This window comes from Burkholderia stagnalis (genome assembly GCF_902830275.1).
GTDB classification, from domain to species: domain Bacteria; phylum Pseudomonadota; class Gammaproteobacteria; order Burkholderiales; family Burkholderiaceae; genus Burkholderia; species Burkholderia stagnalis.
The window spans coordinates 57,478-74,781 of sequence record NZ_CADESW010000005.1 but is presented as its reverse complement, the minus strand read 5'-3'; the positions used below and the strand labels follow the sequence as shown (position 1 = coordinate 74,781).

The following is a 17,304-nucleotide window of genomic DNA, read 5'->3' as shown; positions in this document are numbered from 1 at the left end:
CAAAACGAATCGCGGGACCGGGATTTCGCGACATGTCTCTATGGGAGCACTTTCTCGATCGCCACGGCCGCGTGAGACCCGGCATTGCCGCGGATTTCATACGGCAGCTATCAACCACGACGAATACTCGGAATCCGGCGGACGCCTTCCCGCTTCAGGCGCTCGCGATGGATACACCAATTGCGCAGTTCTACCGTTTCTACGGGCTTGAGGCCCACGCCGGATGAGCGTCGGCACGGCCTTCGACGCCGACACTCTGTCGCTTACGTCAGACGATTACCCCGATGCCTCCACGCACCTTGACCGATTCCCGATCGACACCCTACATTGCGTCCATGCCGCCCCGCGCGAGCCGCGCGGACGTGACACGTACATGACGAAAACCGATAGTTTGCTATCGAATGGTATTGCCTCTATCATTTCGGCCATGACGAACCTGCACGATCTCCGCCTTGCCGTCAGCAGCATGCTCGTGCTCTCCGCCCGCAAATGGCGCCGGACGAGCGACGGCGTGCTGAACGCGTACGGCGTCTCCGAGGCCTGCGCGGCGCCGCTGCTGATGGTCGGGCGGCTCGGCGAGGCCGTGCGGCAAGGCACCCTCGCCGAACACGTCGGCATCGAAGGGCCATCTCTGGTGCGGCTGCTCGACCAGCTGTGCGCGGCGGGGCTCGCGCGCCGCGACGAGGATCCGGGCGACCGCCGCGCGAAAACGATCTCGCTGACCGACGCGGGCCGCGCGGTCACCGCGCAGATGGAAGCCGACCTGAAGGTGCTGCGCGCACGCGTGCTGAAAGGCATTACGCGTGCCGAGCTCGAGACGACGCTGCGCGTGCTCGACGCCTTCAACGCGCCGGGCGAGGCCGCGCCGCGCCACGCCCCCGGCTCCGCGCCATGACCTTCCCGAGCGTTCGCGACTGGCTGTTCTCGACCAAGACGTTCGCCGCGTCGATGCTGGCGCTGTATCTCGGCCTGTTCTTCCAGCTGCCGCGCCCGTACTGGGCGATGGCGAGCGTCTACATCGTGTCGAACCCGTTCGTCGGCGCCACGCGCTCGAAGGCGCTGTACCGCGCGCTCGGCACCGCGCTCGGCGCGGCCGCCGCGATCTTCTTCGTGCCGCCGTTCGTCGAGACACCGTTCCTGTTCAGCCTGATCGTCGGCGCGTGGTGCGGCACGCTGCTCTACCTCGCGATGTCGGACCGCACCGCGCGCAGCTACGTGTTCCTGCTCGCCGGCTATTCGATGCCGCTGATCGCGCTGCCGACCGTGACCGACCCGACCACCGTGTTCGACGTCGCGCTCGCGCGCACCGAGGAAATCGTGCTCGGCATCGTCTGCGCGAGCGTGGTCGGCAGCACGATCTTCCCGAGCCGGCTCGCGCCCACGCTGATCGAGCGGACCGACGCGTGGTTCAAGGATGCTGCGTTCTACGGCCGCGAAACGCTGTCCGGGCACCTCGCGGGCAAGGCGCTTTCCGCGTGCCGGCAGCGCCTCGCGGCGACGATCACGGGGCTCGAATTCCTGCTGAGCCAGCTCGGCTACGACCATGCGCATCCGCGCATCCTCGCGCGCTCGCAGGCGCTGAGCGGCCGGATGCAGCTGTTCCTGCCGCTGATCTCGTCGCTCGCCGATCCGCTGATCGCGCTGATGCGCGACCTCCACGTGCGCCCCGCGGGGCTCGACGCGCTGCTGGCCGACGCGGCGAAGTGGTTCGACGCGCCGCTGCCCGCGCTGCGGGGCGACAGCACCGGCAGCGTCGACGATCCGGTCGCCGACCGGCTGCGCGAGCGCATCGCCGCGCTGCAGCCGCCCGACGCCGCGCTGTCGACCTGGGACGGCGCGCTGCTGTCGAACGCGCTGTGGCGGCTGCGCCAGGTGATCGACGTGTGGCAGGACTGCCGTTCGCTGCGCGCGCTGATCGCGAACGAATCGGGCGTGTGGCAGCCGCGCTACCGGCACTGGCGGCTCGGCGGCACCGAACGCTTCTTCGACCGCGGGATGATGCTGTTCTCGACGCTCACGGTGGTGTGCGCGATCGTCGCCGCCTGCGGGCTGTGGATCAGCTCGGGCTGGCACGACGGCGCGAGCGCCGTCACGCTGGTGGCCGTTTCGTGCAGCTTCTTCGCCGCGCTGGACGAGCCGGCGCCGATGGTGTTCCGGTTCTTCCTCGCGACCTGCGCGAGCGTCGTGATCGCGGGCCTGTACCTGTTCGTCGTGCTGCCGCACGTGCACGACTTCGCGATGCTCGTGCTGCTCTTCGCCGGGCCGTTCATCCTGGTCGGCACGCTGCTGCCGAGGCCGCAGTTCAACATGGTGACGATGCTGGTCGCGGTCAACACGGCCACCTTCATCAGCATCCAGAGCGCATACGAAGCCGATTTCTTCGTGTTCCTGAACAGCAACCTCGCGGGCGTCGCCGGGCTGCTGTTCGCGTTCGTGTGGACCCGCGCCACCCGGCCGTTCGGCGCGGAGCTCGCGGTGCGCCGGCTGCTGCGCTCGGGCTGGGAGGACGTCGCGCTGTCGGCGTCGACGCAGCCGATCGACAACCCGCGCAACCATGCGTCGCGGATGCTCGACCGCGTGACGCACCTGCTGCCGCGCCTCGGCGCGTCCGACGACCACCGGCATCCGTCGATCGAGAGCTTCCGCGACCTGCGCATCGCGCTGAACGCGCTCGACCTGCGCCGCTACCGCCGCAAGCTCGACGGCGACATGCCGGCCGCGATCGACCGCGTGCTGAGCGGCGTCCACGCGCATTTCGCGCGCTGCGCGGCGGCGAATGCGCGCCAGCCCGCGCCGGACGCGCTGCTCGCGACGATCGACGACACGCTGCGCCGCGTCGCCGGCCGCGCGCAGCCGCCGGCCGCCGGCGCCGATGCATCGGCCGCCGCGCCCGCCGCGCCCGCAATGCATCGCTGGCTGCGCGACACGCTGCACGCGCTCGTCGGCCTGCGCCTGTCGCTGTATCCGGCCGAGGCGGCGCACGCGCCCCGGGCCCGCGGCGGAGCGCAGGCATGATCCGCTACCTTTCCCCGCTTTCCAGGCCGCGACCATGATCGGCGAAATCGACATCTTCGGCGTATTCGTGCCGGCCCCGCTCGTGCTGATGCTGATCGCCTACCTGATCAACATCGCGATCCGCGCCGGGCTCACGCGCATCGGCTTCTATCGCCTCGTCTGGCACCGTTCGATCTTCGATCTCGGCATCTACGTGTTCGTGCTTGCCGCCGTCGTGATCGTGTCCCACCGTCTCGTGGCTACCTAACGTGAAAAAATCCTGGCTCTCCGCAGGACAGGTCCTGCTTACCCTGATCGTCGTCGTCGTGGCCGCGCTCGTGCTGTGGCGCATCGTCAACTACTACATGTTCTCGCCGTGGACGCGCGACGGGCACGTTCGCGCCGACGTGATCCAGGTCGCACCCGACGTGTCGGGCCTCATCACGTCGGTGCAGGTGGTCGACAACCAGCCGGTCAAGCGCGGCCAGGTGCTGTTCGTGATCGACCAGGCGCGCTACACGCTCGCGGAACGCCTCGCCGAAGCGACGCTCGACCAGCGCCGCGCGACGCTCGCGCAGGCGAAGCGCGAATACGCGCGCAACCTGAAGCTCGGCAACCTCGTCGCGAGCGAACAGGTCGAGGAAAGCCGCACCCGCGTCGAACAGGGCGAGGCCACGGTCGAGGACGCGAAGGTGTCGCTCGACACCGCGCGCCTGAACCTGCAGCGCACGACGATCGTCAGCCCGGTCGACGGCTACCTGAACGATCGCGCGCCGCGCGTCGGCGAATACGTGCCGGCCGGGCGGGCCGTGCTGTCGGTCGTCGACCTGAACTCGTTCCGCGTCGACGGCTACTTCGAGGAAACCAAGCTGCGCGGCATCCATATCGGCCAGGCCGTCGACATCACGGTGATGGGCGAGCCGCATCCGCTGCGCGGCCACGTGCAGAGCATCGTCGCCGCGATCGAGGATCGCGACCGCACGCAGGGCGCGAACCTGCTGCCGAACGTGAACCCGGCGTTCAGCTGGGTGCGCCTCGCGCAGCGGGTGCCGGTGCGCGTCGCGCTCGACGAGGTGCCGGACGACTTCCGGATGATCGCCGGCCGCACCGCGACGGTGTCGGTGCGCGCGGCGGACGACACGTCGAAACCGAAGGCGGCCGGCGCCGCGTCGGCCGCGTCAACCGCATCAACTACGTCGGCCGCGCGCGCGGCGGGAGCGTCGCAATGACGCGGCGCGGCATCCGGCTCGCGGCGGCGCTCGCGCCGCTCGCCTTCGCGCTCGGCGCGTGCAAGTCCGTCGGCCCCGACTACCATCTGCCGCAGCAGGCGTACGTAAACGCGCCGCTCGCGAACGGCGCGCTCGACGGCGCGGGCGGCACGCTCGTGTCGCACGATGCGGTGCCCGGCAACTGGTGGCAGCTCTATGACGATCCCGTGCTCGACCAGCTCGTGCGCGACGCGCTGAAGTCGAACACCGACCTGCGCGTGGCGGCGGCCAACCTCGCGCGCTCGCGCGCGGCGCTGGACGTCGCGAACGCACAGGGCGGGTTTTCCGGCAGCGCGGAGGCCGGCGTGCAGCGTGCGCAGGAGTCGGCCGAGCAGTTCCTGCTGGAAAAGAAGCTGCCGGTAGTGAACGAAGGATCGATCGGCATCAGCGTGTCGTACGAGATCGACCTGTTCGGCAAGTTGCGGCGCGGCGTCGAAGCCGCGCGCGCGGACGACGATGCCGTGCGCGCCGCCGGCGATCTCGCGCGCATCACGGTGGTCGCTGACGTCGTGCGCGCGTATGTCGAAGCGTGCTCGGCCGGCGACGAGCTCGCGATCGCGAAGCAGTCGCTCGCCCTGCAGCGGCAGCGCGTCGCGCTGTCGCAGCGGTTGCGCGATGCCGGGCGCGGCAACCAGACCGACGTGACGCGCGGCGTGACGCAGGCGCGCACGCTCGCCGCGGATATTCCGCGCTTCGAGGGGCGCCGCAAGGTCGCGCAGTACCAGCTCGCCGCCTTGCTCGCGCGCGCGCCCGCCGACCTGCCGAAAGCGGTCGCCGCCTGCGAGCGGCTGCCGGCGCTGCGCCAGCCGATTCCGATCGGCGACGGCGCCGCGCTGCTGCGCCGCCGCCCGGACGTGCGCGAAGCGGAGCGGCAACTCGCGGCCGCCACCGCGCGGATCGGCGTCGCGACCGGCGCGCTGTACCCGTCGGTCAGCATCGGCGCATCGGCCGGCACGACCGGCCTCGCCGCCGACCTGTTCTCGCCGACCACCAACCGCTGGTCGTTCGGACCGCTGATCAGCTGGACCTTCCCGGTCAACGGCCAGCGCGCGCGCGTGCGCGAGGCCGAGGCGGCGACGGCCGGCGCGCTCGCGCATTTCGACGGCGTCGTGCTGAACGCGCTGCGCGAAACGCAATCGAGCCTCGCCACCTACGCGGCCGATACGCAGCGCGCGGACGCGCTGCGGACCGCGTACGAATCGGCGCGCAGCTCGGCCGACGAAACGCATCGGCTCTATCAGGCCGGCCGCGAATCGTTCCTCTCCGATCTCGATGCAACCCGCACGCTGACCAGCGTGCATGCGCAGGTCGCGGCGGCCGAGGGGCAAGTCGCGGCCGACCAGGTGCGGCTGTTCCTCGCGCTCGGCGGCGGCTGGGAAGCGGAGGCGGCGCCGGCCGCGCAGCACGCGCAGCCGCAGGCGAACACCCCTGCGCGGAAACCGGCGGCCGGCGAATGACACGCGCGGCCGGCGCCTGATCCGCGACATAGCAGCCGGCGGCGGCCGGCCGGTCGCGGCGGCAGTACACTATCCGCCGCACTGCATTCACCGTGCGCTGCCCACCGGGCAGCGGCATCCCTTCCGGAGATCCATCATGCGAACCAGCGCCCGTAATCACTTCGCCGGCCAGGTCACCGCCGTCAAGGCCGGTGCCGTCAACGACGAAGTCACGCTCCGCACGCCGGACGGCCTCGACATCGTCGCCGTCATCACGCACGGCAGCGCCGCGTCGCTGGGCCTCGCGGCCGGTTCCGCCGCGTTCGCGCTGGTGAAGGCGTCGTCGGTCGTCGTGATGGTCGACGTCGACAGCAGCAAGGTGTCGGCGCGCAACTGCATCGCGGGCACCGTGTCGTCCGTCACGAAGGGCGCAGTCAATTCGGAAGTCGCGATCGCCGCGCCGGGCGGCGCGCAGATCGTCGCGATCGTCACCAACGACAGCGTCGATCGCCTCGGGCTCGTGAGCGGCGCGACCGCGACGGCGATCTTCAAGGCATCGAGCGTGATCGTCGGCGTCGAGTGACGTGTGACGCTGAACGCGCTGCCGCTGCGCGACGTCAGCCACACGGTTCGCGCCGACGATGCCGAGTGCATCGCCGCGATCGGAGCGCACGCGTGCCTGCGCTCCGATCGCCTGTGGCGGGATCTCGGGCTCGACGGGCGCGACGCGGTGTCCGGGATGCTGGCGCGCAATTTCCCCGCGCTCGCCGCACGCAACGTCGCGCATCTGCGCTGGAAGCAGTTCCTCGCGATGGAAATCGCCGCGCACCTCGGCGAGCCGCCCGGGCCCGCGCCGGGATGCCCCGGCTGCGAGGACTACGCGCACTGCTTTCCGCCGGCACGCTAGCCGCCGCACGGCCCGCGCACGCACAGCCCGTTCGTGTATCCTTGCGCGCATGACGAAATCCCCACCTCCCGCCAAGCGGCGCGCGATCGACGAACCGCAGGTCAGTTTCCGCATGCGCATCCGCATGGGCGACACGGTCGCGCTCGGGCCCGGCAAGGTCGCACTGCTCGAAGCGGTGCGCGAGCACGGCTCGATCTCGGCAGCCGCGCGCAGCCTCGGCATGTCGTATCGCCGTGCGTGGCTGTTGATCGACGAACTGAACCGCTCGCTCACGTCGCCCGCCACCGTGTCGGAACAAGGCGGCCACAGCGGCGGCGGCTGCACGCTCACGCCGGTCGGCGACGAAATCGTCCGGCTCTATCGCGCGATCGAACAGCAGGCGCAAAAACACTGCGCGAAACAGATCGCGGCACTCACCGGCTTCATGCAGCCCTGACTGCCCCGCCCGCGCGGCGTCAGCCGTGCCGCAGGCAGAACGCCGTCGTGCGGCCGCAGCCGTGCTGCGTCGCCGGCACTTCCGGCTCTTCCATCATCAGGTCGACGAAGCTTGCGACGCTGGCCGTCCTGAGCGGGTGATACGCGATCCCGTGCCGCTCGCACAGGCGCTTGAGCGTGTTCATCGAATCGTGGTCGACGCAATCGACCGGGAATACGACCAGGTCCGCGCCGGGAATCGACGCGGCCAGCTTGCCCTTGCGGTCCTCGATGCCGCCGTCGTGCACGGTCGGCAAACCGCCGGCCACTTCGACGAGCCGCCGGATCGCCGCATGCGGCCCGGGGCGTCCGCCGGCGTACACGACGCGTTTGCCCTGCACGCGCGTCAGGGTCGCAGATTGGCTCTCAGGTTGCGCGAGGGTGCGCAGCAGCGATCCTGCGGCGGCCGCAGCGCCGGCCCGTCGGCGTGGCCGGATGCCAGCCGCGACAGTCGAAACGGGGGCATGTCTATCTCAGACCTCTTTCAAAAGGCATTCACGCGACGATCGCGCGGCCGCCGCGCGGCATCGTCGCCACATCGGCCGGCAGCGGGTGCGCGGGGTGACACGCGAGCACGTGCGCAACGCACAGGCCGACGAACTCGGCATCGAGCCGCTCCAACATCGCGGCCGCGTTGCGCAATGCGGCGTCACTGGCCGGCGGCGCCTGCGCGAAGATCACGTCGCGGTGCCGTTCCGCCGTACCGGCACGTTCGATGCAGCGGTTCAGTTCGGGAAGGCAGTGAAACCCCGTGCGTTCGGCATGCGCGGCAAGCGCCTGCAACAACGCATCGAACGGCATGACGTCCGATGCGTCGGGCGCCAGTGCCGCCGCGTCGCGCCGCGCGAGCAGTGCGACAAAACGCACGACGCTGCCGCGCAACCGCCCGAACGCGTCGACCACGCTCGCGATCCGTTCCGCACGCGGCCCGTCCTCGCGCCGCTTCAACGGCACGATCCTCGCGGACAGCCCGCCGTCCGCGAAGGCGTCCTGCTGCGCCTGCTGCACCCGTTCATCCATCCCGCCCTCACTGCAACCGAACGCGCACCGTCCGACCGCGCGTCGCATCTTCACGGCCTCGTAATATACAGCAGAACATAGCGAGCGCCGGCGTCGCCCACGGCTGTGCTGCCGTACGCTGCCGTCAAGTGACTGCCCTGCCCCGTCGAGAAACACCGCCCGTCCCCGGAATAAGCCGTGAGAGCCGAACGTTTACCGCACGTATGCCGCGCGGCGTTCGCACCAGTTTCGACAGGCACCCCGTTTCATCGATCAAGGGAGGGCAACCATGAACATGGCTTGGCGTACTGCGCTCGTCGCAAGCGTGGCCGCGCTCGGCATCGCGTCGCAGGCGGCCCGCGCGCAGCAGACCATCAAGGCGACACTGCGGTCGGACGCGATTCAGCTCGAGCCGTATGACGTGAAGGCGGGCAGGGTGACGTTCGACGTCGTGAATTCGGCCGGCAGCAACATGGCGCACGAACTCGTCGTGCTGAAGACGGATCTCGCCGACGGCGCGCTGCCGGTTCGCAAGGGGCTGGTACAGGAAGTGCGGCTGCACAAGATCGGCGAGGTCGAGGACATCGCGCCCGGCCAACACAAGCATCTGGCACTCACGCTTGCGCCCGGCCGCTACGCGCTGATCTGCAACAAGCCCGGCCACTATGCGGCCGGCATGCATGCGGCGCTGGTCGTCACGCGCTGACGTTCGAGGCGGACGGCGCGCGACACCACGCGCCGTCCGCCGGCTGTCGGGTCAATGCGGGATCAACGCCGGATCAACGCCGGATCAATGCCGATGCCGGTGATGGATATCCGGGAAATGCGCATGTGAATGCGTGATCGGCAAGTGCACGTGCGGATGCGTGTGCGGCTCGTCGCCGTCGTACGGAAAATCGTGCGTGTGCTGGTGATGCGCATCGTGGCGATGCCGATGCGTATGCTCCAGCCGTTCGTGCGCATGCTCGTGCTCGTGCCGTTCGCGCACGTGCAGCCAGATGCCGAGCGCCATCAGCGCGGCCGCGGCCCAGAACGCAACCGACGGCATTTCCGGCCAGATCAGCAGTGAAAGCGCAACGCCGAACAGCGGCGCGACCGAGAAATACGCGCCCGTGCGCGCGGTGCCGAGATCGCGCAGCGCGACGACGAACAGCACGAGGCTGATGCCATAGCCGGCGAGCCCCGTCAGCATCGCGGCCGCCGCGGTCGACACGGCCGGCAGCGCGGCGCCCGTCGCGACGGCGATCGCGATGTTCACCGGCCCCGCGAACAAGCCCTTCAGGCACGCGATCACCATCGCGTCGTTCGCCGACACCTTGCGCGTGAGGTTGTTGTCGATCGCCCAGCACAGGCATGCGCCGACGATCAGCAGCGCGCCGACCGGCACGCCCGCCGCCGCCGGCTTCCACGACAGCAGCACGCCGCCGGCGACGATTGCCACCATGCCGAGAAACACCTGCAGGTCGACGTTCTCGCGGAACACCACCCACGCGATCACTGCGGTCAGCACACCCTCCAGGTTCAGCAGCAGCGCGCTCGTGGCGGCCGGCGTGCTCGCGAGCCCGAGCATCAGCAGCGCGGGCCCGGCGACGCCGCCCGCCGCGATCGCGCCGGCCAGCCACGGAATCTCGGATTTTTTCAGCGCATGGCCGTCGCCGGCGGGCGCGGCGGCGGGCCGCCGCAGCCGGCGGATCAGGATCCCCACGCCGAGGCCGAGCCCGCTTCCCAGGTAGAACAGGCCCGCCACCATGAACGGGGACATCGCGCCGAGCAGCGCCTTGGCGAGCGGCGTGGCCGCGCCGAACAGCGCGGCGGCGGTCAGCGCGACGGCGATCGCATTGAATCTCGTGTGCATAGGTCGGAAAACGTAAGGATTGCGCAGGGCCTGCGCGACGCCGCCAGATTATCCCGCCGGCATGACGGCATGTCGCCGGCCCCGGTCGACAAGTAAACTTGTAGCGATCATAACGCACGAGTAGCATTGTCTACATGAATACGATCTCGACCTGGTCGCTCCTCGTGCTGACGCTGCCGACCGAAAACGCGACGGCGCGGATGCGCTTCTGGCGCGCGCTGAAGGCGAAGGGCTGCGCGGTGCTGCGCGACGGCATCTACCTGCTGCCGTACTCGGAGGAACGCGAAAGCATGCTGCGCGAACTCGCTGGCGCGATCGCCGGCAGCGGCGGCACCGCGCATCTGCTGCGCGCACCGAGCCTCGACGCGTCGCAGGACGCGGAATTCCGCGCGCTGTTCGCCCGCGACGACGAATACGCGGCCTTCATCCGCGCGCTGTCGGACGCGCGCAAGACGCTGTCCGCGCAATCGCCGGCGGAGCTGGCGCGCGGGCTGCGCCGCCTGCAAAAGGACTACGACGCGCTGCGCGCGACCGACTGGTTCCCGGGCGACGCGGCCGCCCGCGCCGAGGCCGCCTGGCGCGATTTCGTCGCCGTCGTCGAGACGGTGCTGTCGCCGGGCGAGCCGCACGCGGCGTCGCGCGCAATCCCGCTGCTGCCGCTCGGCGACTACCAGGGGCGCACCTGGGCGACGCGCCGCCACCTGTGGGTCGACCGCGTCGCGAGCGCGTGGCTGATCCGCCGCTTCATCGACCCGCGCGCGCGCTTCCGGTGGCTCGCGTCGCCGCAGGACTGCCCGCCCGGCGCGCTCGGCTTCGACTTCGACGGCGCGGCGTTCACGCACGTCGATGAGCGCGTGACGTTCGAGGTGCTGCTCGCGAGCTTCGGGCTCGACAACGATGCGGCGTTGATGCGGCTCGGCGAAATCGTGCACGCGCTCGACGTCGGGGGTACGGCCGTGCCCGAAGCCGTCGGATTCGAGGCCGTGATGGCCGGCACGCGACAACGCGCCGAGAACGACGATCAGTTGCTGGAACAGATGGGCGCGGTGCTCGACGCGCTGTACGCGCACTTTGCGTCGAATGGAAAAATCGAAAGCCGGGGACGGTCATGACCACGACGATTGCCACAAACACGCCGACCTACTCGCTCGGCCAGCTGGTCGGCTACATGCTGCGCCTCGGCACGCTCGGTTTCGGCGGGCCGGTTGCGCTTGCCGGCTACATGCGCCGCGATCTCGTCGAGAAGCACGGCTGGATCACCGAGGCCGATTACAAGGAAGGACTCACGCTGGCCCAGCTCGCACCGGGGCCGATGGCCGCGCAGCTCGCGATCTACCTCGGCTACGTGCACTACCGGATCCTCGGCGCGACGCTCGTCGGGCTCGCGTTCGTGCTGCCGTCGTTCCTGATGGTCGTCGCGCTCGGCTTCGCGTACGCGCACTTCGGCGGACTGTCGTGGATGCAGGCGGTGTTCTATGGCGTTGGCGCCGCGGTGGTCGGCATCATCGCGATGAGCGCGTACAAGCTGACCACGAAGACCATCGGCAACGACAAGCTGCTCTGGGCGATCTTCCTGACGCTGGCTGCCGTGACCTTCGTCACCGAATCGGAAATCGCGTGGCTGTTCATCGTCGCCGGGCTGATCGGCCTGTTCTGGCGCGCGCCGCCGAAATGGCTCGACAAAGGCGGGCTGAACGCGCTCGCCGCGGCCAATCTGCCGGCTGCGAGCGGTTTCCTGAGCGGCATCGACGTTTCCGTGCTCACGCAGATCGGCGTGTTCTTCGCGAAAGCCGGCACGTTCGTGTTCGGCTCGGGGCTCGCGATCGTGCCGTTCCTGTACGGCGGCGTCGTCACCGAGCACCACTGGCTCAACGACAAGCAGTTCGTCGATGCGGTGGCGGTCGCGATGATCACGCCGGGGCCGGTGGTGATCACCGTCGGCTTCATCGGCTACCTCGTGGCAGGCCTGCCCGGCGCGTGCGTCGCCGCGCTCGGCACCTTCCTGCCGTGCTACCTGTTCACGGTGATTCCCGCGCCGTACGTGAAGAAGTACGGCCACCGCGCGGACGTCAAGGCGTTCGTCGACGGCATCACGGCGGCGGCCGTCGGCGCGATCACCGGTTCCGTGCTCGTCATCGCGAAACGCTCGATCGTCGATCTGCCGACGGCCGCGCTGGCCGTCGCGACCGTGCTGCTGCTGTGGCGCTTCAAGAAGCTGCAGGAGCCCGTGATCGTCACGGCCGCGGCGCTGATCGGGCTCGCGGCCTATCCGTTCCTTCATCACTGACGCGCCGCTCGCGCGGCGCCTGCGCCATGCACGTTCCGCGCGGCCGCACCGCCGCCCTTGCCGCGACCCGCGTCGCACGCCGCCTGCTGCCGGACGGCATCGACGCCACCGCGTGGATCCTGCTCGCGAGCCGCGGCCTGCGCGGCTTCACCGACGGCTTCATCGCGGTGCTGCTGCCCGCCTACCTGCTCGCGCTCGGCCTCACGCAACTTCATGTGGGGCTGCTCGGCACCGCGACGCTGCTGGGCTCTGCCATCGCGACCGTGGCCGTCGGCGCACTCGCGGGCCGCATCGCGCATCGTCGCCTGCTGACGCTTGCGGCCGTGCTGATGACCGCTACCGGCATCGGCTTCGCGAGCCTGTCCGGCTGGTGGCCGCTGCTCGTCGTCGCGTTCGTCGGCACGCTCAATCCGAGCGCCGGCGATGTGAGCCTGTTCCTGCCGCTCGAGCAGGCCCGGCTCGCGGCGGCGGCCGGCGGCGACGCGCGCATCGCGCTGTTCGCGCGCTACAGCCTGGTCGGCGCCGTGTCCGCCGCGCTCGGCGCGCTCGCGGCGGGCGTGCCGACGTGGCTGGCCGCGCATGCCGGGTTCGCGCCGCTCGCCGCGATGCGCGCGATGTTCGTGCTGTATGCGCTGGCCGGCATCGCGGTGTGCGCGCTGTATCGCAAGCTGCCGCGCACCGCGCAGCGCACGCCGGCCCCGGCGGCCCCGCTCGGGCCGTCGCGGCGCATCGTCATGCGGCTCGCGCTGCTGTTCAGCGTCGACGCGTTCGCGGGCGGGCTCGTCGTCAACTCGCTGCTGGCGCTGTGGCTGATGCAGCGCTTCGGCCTGTCGGTCGGCGCGGCCGGCCGGTTCTTCTTCTGGGCCGGGCTACTCAGCGCGGGCTCGCAGCTCGCCGCCGCGCCGCTGTCGCGCCGCATCGGCCTGCTGAACACGATGGTGTTTACGCACATCCCGTCGAGCGTGTGCCTGATCGGCGCCGCCGTCGCCACCTCGCTGCCGGCCGCGCTCTCACTGCTGCTGGTACGCAGCGCACTGTCGCAAATGGACGTGCCGACCCGCACCGCCTACGTGATGGCGGTCGTCACGCCGCCGGAACGGGCGGCTGCGGCCAGCGTCACGTCGGTGCCGCGCAGCCTCGCGGCCGCGCTCGCGCCGACGCTTGCCGGCGGCCTGTTCGGCCTCGGCTGGCTCGGCGCGCCGCTCGTCGCCTGCGGCGTGCTGAAGATCGCGTACGACCTCACGCTGCTGGCCGCGTTCCGGCACGTCCGCCCCGACGCCGACAGCCGGTCGTAGCGGCATGCTCGGAAACGCCGCGCAAAACGCCGCAGGCCCGCGACGTGGACAGCGCGTGCGTCCATCGTTATATTCCGTCAGTTATAACGGAGACGGAGCAACACGCGTGAACACCGACATGAAGCAGGCAGTGGGAAGCAAGTACGTGCTGGAGCAGATGCTGACGGCGCGCGACCGGACATGGGAAGTGGTCGACGCCGTCGCCGCGCGGATCAAGCCGGGCATGCGCGAATCGGAAGCCGCCGCGCTGTGCAAGGCCGTGATGACGGAACTCGGGATGGACCGCATCTGGCATCCGGTGATCGTGCGCTTCGGCGAGAACACGCTGAAGACTTTCAAGCAGCGCTCCGACGACGATCCCTGCCTGCGCGAGCACGACATCTTCTTCATCGACCTCGGCGTGGTGTGGGACGCACACGAAGGCGATGCGGGCGCAACCTTCGTCGTCGGCGACGACGCGGACATGCGGGCCTGCGCGGACGCCGCCCGCACGCTGTTCGACGACGTGAAGCATCACTGGCAGACGAGCGGCGCGGGCGGCACCGCGCTTTACGCGTACGCCGAGCGCCGCGCGACGGAACTCGGCTGGCGCCTGAACCTGGACATCAAGGGCCATCGCGTGTCGGATTTCCCGCATGCGATCTACAAGGCCGGCGACCTCGGCGATTTCGACGCGTGCCCCGACGCGGGCCTGTGGATCCTGGAGATCCAGCTCGCGCATCCGACGCGCCCGTTCGGCGCGTTCTACGAGGACCTGCTCGCGTGATGCGTGACGCGTGATGCGTGATGCAATGCGGTGCGGTGCGGTGCGGTGCGGTGCGGTGCGGTGCACATGCTAATGCAACTGATTCGCCTTCCGGGTACCCCGGCAAATCGCAAATGTCGGATTGAGATTCGGCGCGCGACTGACTATCGTTGAAGCGGCACGACGCCATGACGGTGGGAGATCCGCGATGAAAGGCGACAAGAAGGTCATCGGCTATCTGAACGCGCAGCTGAAGAACGAGCTGACGGCGATCAACCAGTACTTCCTGCATGCGCGCATGTACAAGCACTGGGGTCTCGACAAGCTCGGCAAGCACGAATATGACGAATCGATCGGCGAGATGAAGCATGCGGACGCGCTGATCGAACGCATCTTCATGCTCGACGGCCTGCCGAACCTGCAGGATCTGCACAAGCTGCTCGTCGGCGAGCACACGGAAGAAATCCTCGAGTGCGACCTGAAGCTCGAACGCGGCGCGCAGTCCACCTGCAAGGAAGCGATCGCGTACTGCGAATCGGCACAAGACTACATCTCGCGCGAGATCTTCGAGCGCATCCTCGAGGACACCGAGGAACATATCGACTGGCTCGAAACGCAGCTCGACCTGGTCAAGAAGGTCGGCATCCAGAACTACCTGCAGTCGGGGATGGCGTCACCCGAATCGTGACCGCGGCCGGCGCCGCGCTGCCTGCCCGCGAGCCCGCATGACGGGCTCGCGGCGCTTCCCAGGCATTACATGTGCCACTTCATCGTGGCGGTCAGCGTGCGCGGCTCGCCCGGCATGTTGTACAGGTCCGCGTTGCCGTGCGCGGAGATGAAGTAGCGGCGGTCGAACACGTTGTCGAGCGTGAGCGTCACGTCGAACTTCTTGCTGCGGTAGCCGGCGCCGAGATTGAACACCGTGAACGACGGCAGCGTGACGAGATCGCTCGCGGAGGCATAGCGCGCCGACTGGAACTGCGCGCCGGCCGCCGCATAGAAGCCGTACGGCAGTTCGCGCTTGAGCCACAGGCTCGCGCTATGGCGCGGCATCAGCCCCGGCGTGTTGCTGGACAGCGTAAGCCCGGCCGCCGTCGATTGCGGCGAGCCGTCCACCGTGCCGTTCAGGTACGCATAGCCGGCCAGCACCGACCATTTCGGCGCGATCTCGCCGGAGAAGCCCAGCTCCATGCCGCGCACGTGCTGCGTGCCGATCGGCAGCGCATAGCCGGGATGCGCGGGATCGCCGATCTGCTGGTTCGTCTGGCGCATGTCGAACAGCGCGACGCTCGCCATCGCCTTGCCGCCGAGATCGAACTTCGAGCCGATCTCGTACGCGGTGGTTTTCTGCGGCGCCAGCGCCGCGCCGTTCGCGAACGCGCCGGAACTGATCAGCGTGTCGGCGAGCGGCGAGAACGACTGGCTGAACGACGCATACAGCGTGAGCCAGTCGAGCGGCTCGTAGATCAGCCCGACGCGCGGGCTCCATGCGCGATCGGTGCGCTCGAGGTTGAGGTTCGCCGACGTGTAGTCGTGGCGGATCTGGTTCAGGTAGTCGAAGCGCAGGCCGGCGAGCACCTTCCAGTGCTCGGACAGCGAGATCAGGTCCTGCGCGTAGACGCCGGCGAGCCCGGTAACGGTCGACGCGTTCGTGCGCGGGCGCGTGCCGGCCGGCACGCCGGGCAGGTTCACGAGCTGCGGGTTGTAGAGATCGTAGGTCGCGACCTTCGTCACGTTGTAGACCGTGTCGAACTTCTGCTGCTGCGACAGTTCCAGCCCGTACAGCAGTTCGTGGCGCATTCCGAACAGCGTCGTCTTCTGCGTCAGCTCGAACACGCCGTCGACGCCGTGATCGGTGCGCTGCCGCGTCGACTGGTCGAGCGTGACGCTCGGGCGCGCGGCGGTCTTGATCGGCTGGAACGTCACGTAGTTCTTCCGTTCGAGCGAGAAGTCATACGCGCGGATCGCGCCATGGAACGACAGCGAATCGCTGAAGCGGTGATCGAGCGACGCCGTCGCGCTCTTCGCGGACACCGAGTTGTACGAGCTGTTCGCCGCATCGGCCGAGCCGTAGTACGTGTTGATCGGCACGTCGACCGGCCGGCCGAGATACGCGGGAATCCCCTGGTCGGCGGTGCGCCGGTCGTGCAGGTAGTCGAACTCGACATTGAGCACCGTGTCCGGGCTCAGCTTGAACTGCGCGGACGGCGCGATCGCCTGGCGATTCAGCTGGAACTGGTCGCGGAAGCTGTTCGAATTCTCGGCCGCGCCCGTGATGCGGAAGCGCGCCGCATCGTTCGCGTTCCAGCCGAGGTCGAATTCGCCACGCCGCTCGCCGCGCGTGCCGAGCGTCACGCCCACGTCGCGCACCGGGTTCGCCTGCGGCCGCTTCAGCACGCGGTTGACGATGCCGCCGGCCGAGCCGCGGCCGTACAGCACTGCCGCCGGCCCCTTCAGCACCTCGACGCGCTCGACGTTCGACAGGTCGCGGTAGTAGAGCGCGTCGTCGCGAATGCCGTCGACGTACTGGTCGGTGATGCTGTTGAAGCCGCGGATCGTGATCTGGTCGCGCTGGCCGTCGCCCACCGAGAAGCCGACGCCCGGCACGTTGCGCAGCGCGTCCTGCATCGACGTCGCGTTCTGGTCCTCGATCACCGCGTGCGGCACCACGCTCACCGTCTGCGGCACGTCCATCAGCGACATGTCGGTCTTGGTGGCCGCGCGCGAGCGGCTCGCATCGTAGGTCGCGCGCTCGGCGGCAGCCTGCACGGAAATGGTCGGCAGCGTGGCCGCCGCATCGCTCGCCTGCGCGAACGAGGTCTTGGCGCCGGCGAGCGACGTGGCGATCAGGAGCGCGCGGCAGGCGTTCTGGTTGAGTTTCATCGTTGAAGGTGGACGGAAGCGGAAAAAATCGGTCGACGACATGAAAAAGCCGCGACGTCCGGGTCGCGGCTCGTAATATCTCGAAATATTAAACGATAATGATTCGTATTTTTAATCAATCGCCAAGCGTGTCGCCTGCCTGCAACACGCTTGCCGTCTAC

Annotated in this window: 17 protein-coding genes and 1 pseudogene; 14 read left to right on the top strand and 4 right to left on the bottom strand. The window is 69.3% G+C overall.

The features are described from left to right. Window positions 1–427: 427 nt before the first annotated feature. The 8 genes and pseudogenes from HWY45_RS11340 to HWY45_RS11305 all read left to right on the top strand — a co-directional run bounded on the left by HWY45_RS11340 (window position 428) and on the right by HWY45_RS11305 (window position 7,041). Window positions 428–895 carry a MarR family winged helix-turn-helix transcriptional regulator gene (locus tag HWY45_RS11340; RefSeq protein WP_059881300.1) on the top strand — a complete coding sequence of 156 codons (468 nt, stop codon included), beginning with the start codon at window positions 428–430 and terminating at the stop codon, window positions 893–895. After that, complete coding sequence (locus HWY45_RS11335) at window positions 892–3,015, top strand: FUSC family protein (RefSeq protein WP_059881298.1); 2,124 nt, start codon at window positions 892–894, stop codon at window positions 3,013–3,015. Before HWY45_RS11340 ends, HWY45_RS11335 begins: the two co-directional genes overlap by 4 nt. 34 nt (window positions 3,016–3,049) lie before the next feature. Beyond that, complete coding sequence (locus HWY45_RS11330; RefSeq protein ID WP_059881296.1) at window positions 3,050–3,262, top strand: DUF1656 domain-containing protein; 213 nt, start codon at window positions 3,050–3,052, stop codon at window positions 3,260–3,262. A gap of 1 nt (window position 3,263) precedes the next feature. Next, window positions 3,264–4,223: an efflux RND transporter periplasmic adaptor subunit gene (locus HWY45_RS11325; RefSeq protein ID WP_059881294.1), complete on the top strand. Its 960-nt coding sequence runs from the start codon at window positions 3,264–3,266 to the stop codon at window positions 4,221–4,223. Then, window positions 4,220–5,719, top strand: a complete 1,500-nt coding sequence (locus tag HWY45_RS11320; RefSeq protein WP_059881292.1) for an efflux transporter outer membrane subunit — start codon at window positions 4,220–4,222, stop codon at window positions 5,717–5,719. Before HWY45_RS11325 ends, HWY45_RS11320 begins: the two co-directional genes overlap by 4 nt. A 136-nt stretch (window positions 5,720–5,855) precedes the next feature. Then, on the top strand, window positions 5,856–6,281 hold the full coding sequence (locus HWY45_RS11315) for a TOBE domain-containing protein (RefSeq protein ID WP_059881290.1): 426 nt from the start codon (window positions 5,856–5,858) through the stop codon (window positions 6,279–6,281). Between the two features lie 36 nt (window positions 6,282–6,317). Continuing rightward, window positions 6,318–6,605, top strand: a pseudogene (locus HWY45_RS11310) (nitrogen fixation protein NifQ); the annotation flags it as partial. A gap of 112 nt (window positions 6,606–6,717) precedes the next feature. Continuing rightward, entirely contained in the window at window positions 6,718–7,041 is a 324-nt protein-coding gene (locus HWY45_RS11305) for a winged helix-turn-helix domain-containing protein (RefSeq protein ID WP_059881288.1), read from the top strand. A 19-nt stretch (window positions 7,042–7,060) separates the two neighbouring features. Here the strand turns inward: HWY45_RS11305 and HWY45_RS11300 are convergent, their stop codons facing one another. Both HWY45_RS11300 and HWY45_RS11295 read right to left on the bottom strand, forming a co-directional pair. Then, complete coding sequence (locus HWY45_RS11300; RefSeq protein ID WP_414143456.1) at window positions 7,061–7,420, bottom strand: DUF2325 domain-containing protein; 360 nt, start codon at window positions 7,418–7,420, stop codon at window positions 7,061–7,063. Window positions 7,421–7,574: 154 nt separating this feature from the next. Beyond that, a complete protein-coding gene (locus HWY45_RS11295; protein ID WP_150999085.1) occupies window positions 7,575–8,255 on the bottom strand; it encodes a hypothetical protein in 681 nt (226 codons plus the stop codon). A gap of 112 nt (window positions 8,256–8,367) precedes the next feature. On the opposite strand from HWY45_RS11295, the gene HWY45_RS11290 reads away from it, so the two are divergent. Further along, on the top strand, window positions 8,368–8,784 hold the full coding sequence (locus HWY45_RS11290) for a cupredoxin domain-containing protein (protein ID WP_059881284.1): 417 nt from the start codon (window positions 8,368–8,370) through the stop codon (window positions 8,782–8,784). An 84-nt stretch (window positions 8,785–8,868) separates the two neighbouring features. On the opposite strand, the gene HWY45_RS11285 is transcribed toward HWY45_RS11290, so the two are convergent. After that, window positions 8,869–9,933 (bottom strand): DMT family transporter, encoded by a 1,065-nt coding sequence (locus HWY45_RS11285; protein WP_059558048.1) that lies wholly within the window; start codon window positions 9,931–9,933, stop codon window positions 8,869–8,871. 134 nt (window positions 9,934–10,067) lie between these two features. Here HWY45_RS11285 and HWY45_RS11280 point away from each other — a divergent pair, with 134 nt between their 5' ends. The 5 genes from HWY45_RS11280 to bfr all read left to right on the top strand — a co-directional run bounded on the left by HWY45_RS11280 (window position 10,068) and on the right by bfr (window position 14,948). Then, a complete protein-coding gene (locus HWY45_RS11280; protein WP_059881283.1) occupies window positions 10,068–11,045 on the top strand; it encodes a chromate resistance protein ChrB domain-containing protein in 978 nt (325 codons plus the stop codon). Next, a complete protein-coding gene (locus HWY45_RS11275) occupies window positions 11,042–12,220 on the top strand; it encodes a chromate transporter (protein WP_059881281.1) in 1,179 nt (392 codons plus the stop codon). Before HWY45_RS11280 ends, HWY45_RS11275 begins: the two co-directional genes overlap by 4 nt. 26 nt (window positions 12,221–12,246) lie before the next feature. Then, window positions 12,247–13,515, top strand: coding sequence for an MFS transporter (locus tag HWY45_RS11270; protein ID WP_059881279.1), 1,269 nt, complete (start codon window positions 12,247–12,249; stop codon window positions 13,513–13,515). Between the two features lie 106 nt (window positions 13,516–13,621). Then, complete coding sequence (locus HWY45_RS11265; protein ID WP_059881277.1) at window positions 13,622–14,281, top strand: M24 family metallopeptidase; 660 nt, start codon at window positions 13,622–13,624, stop codon at window positions 14,279–14,281. 187 nt (window positions 14,282–14,468) lie between these two features. Continuing rightward, window positions 14,469–14,948, top strand: a complete 480-nt coding sequence (bfr, locus tag HWY45_RS11260; RefSeq protein WP_059558060.1) for a bacterioferritin — start codon at window positions 14,469–14,471, stop codon at window positions 14,946–14,948. A 65-nt stretch (window positions 14,949–15,013) separates the two neighbouring features. Here the strand turns inward: bfr and HWY45_RS11255 are convergent, their stop codons facing one another. Continuing rightward, the gene (locus HWY45_RS11255) at window positions 15,014–17,143 is read right to left on the bottom strand and encodes a TonB-dependent receptor (RefSeq protein WP_059881275.1); all 2,130 of its coding nucleotides are present in this window, start codon (window positions 17,141–17,143) and stop codon (window positions 15,014–15,016) included. Between the last annotated feature and the right edge of the window lie 161 nt (window positions 17,144–17,304).

Coding starts and splice junctions, on each gene's coding strand:
- HWY45_RS11280 (WP_059881283.1), top strand. CDS start 10,068: ATGAATACGATCTCGACCTGGTCGCTCCTCGTGCTGACGCTGCCGACC.
- HWY45_RS11275 (WP_059881281.1), top strand. CDS start 11,042: ATGACCACGACGATTGCCACAAACACGCCGACCTACTCGCTCGGCCAG.
- HWY45_RS11340 (WP_059881300.1), top strand. CDS start 428: ATGACGAACCTGCACGATCTCCGCCTTGCCGTCAGCAGCATGCTCGTG.
- HWY45_RS11315 (WP_059881290.1), top strand. CDS start 5,856: ATGCGAACCAGCGCCCGTAATCACTTCGCCGGCCAGGTCACCGCCGTC.
- HWY45_RS11290 (WP_059881284.1), top strand. CDS start 8,368: ATGAACATGGCTTGGCGTACTGCGCTCGTCGCAAGCGTGGCCGCGCTC.
- HWY45_RS11270 (WP_059881279.1), top strand. CDS start 12,247: ATGCACGTTCCGCGCGGCCGCACCGCCGCCCTTGCCGCGACCCGCGTC.
- HWY45_RS11305 (WP_059881288.1), top strand. CDS start 6,718: ATGCGCATCCGCATGGGCGACACGGTCGCGCTCGGGCCCGGCAAGGTC.
- HWY45_RS11320 (WP_059881292.1), top strand. CDS start 4,220: ATGACGCGGCGCGGCATCCGGCTCGCGGCGGCGCTCGCGCCGCTCGCC.
- HWY45_RS11255 (WP_059881275.1), bottom strand. CDS start 17,143: ATGAAACTCAACCAGAACGCCTGCCGCGCGCTCCTGATCGCCACGTCG.
- HWY45_RS11335 (WP_059881298.1), top strand. CDS start 892: ATGACCTTCCCGAGCGTTCGCGACTGGCTGTTCTCGACCAAGACGTTC.
- bfr (WP_059558060.1), top strand. CDS start 14,469: ATGAAAGGCGACAAGAAGGTCATCGGCTATCTGAACGCGCAGCTGAAG.
- HWY45_RS11330 (WP_059881296.1), top strand. CDS start 3,050: ATGATCGGCGAAATCGACATCTTCGGCGTATTCGTGCCGGCCCCGCTC.
- HWY45_RS11285 (WP_059558048.1), bottom strand. CDS start 9,933: ATGCACACGAGATTCAATGCGATCGCCGTCGCGCTGACCGCCGCCGCG.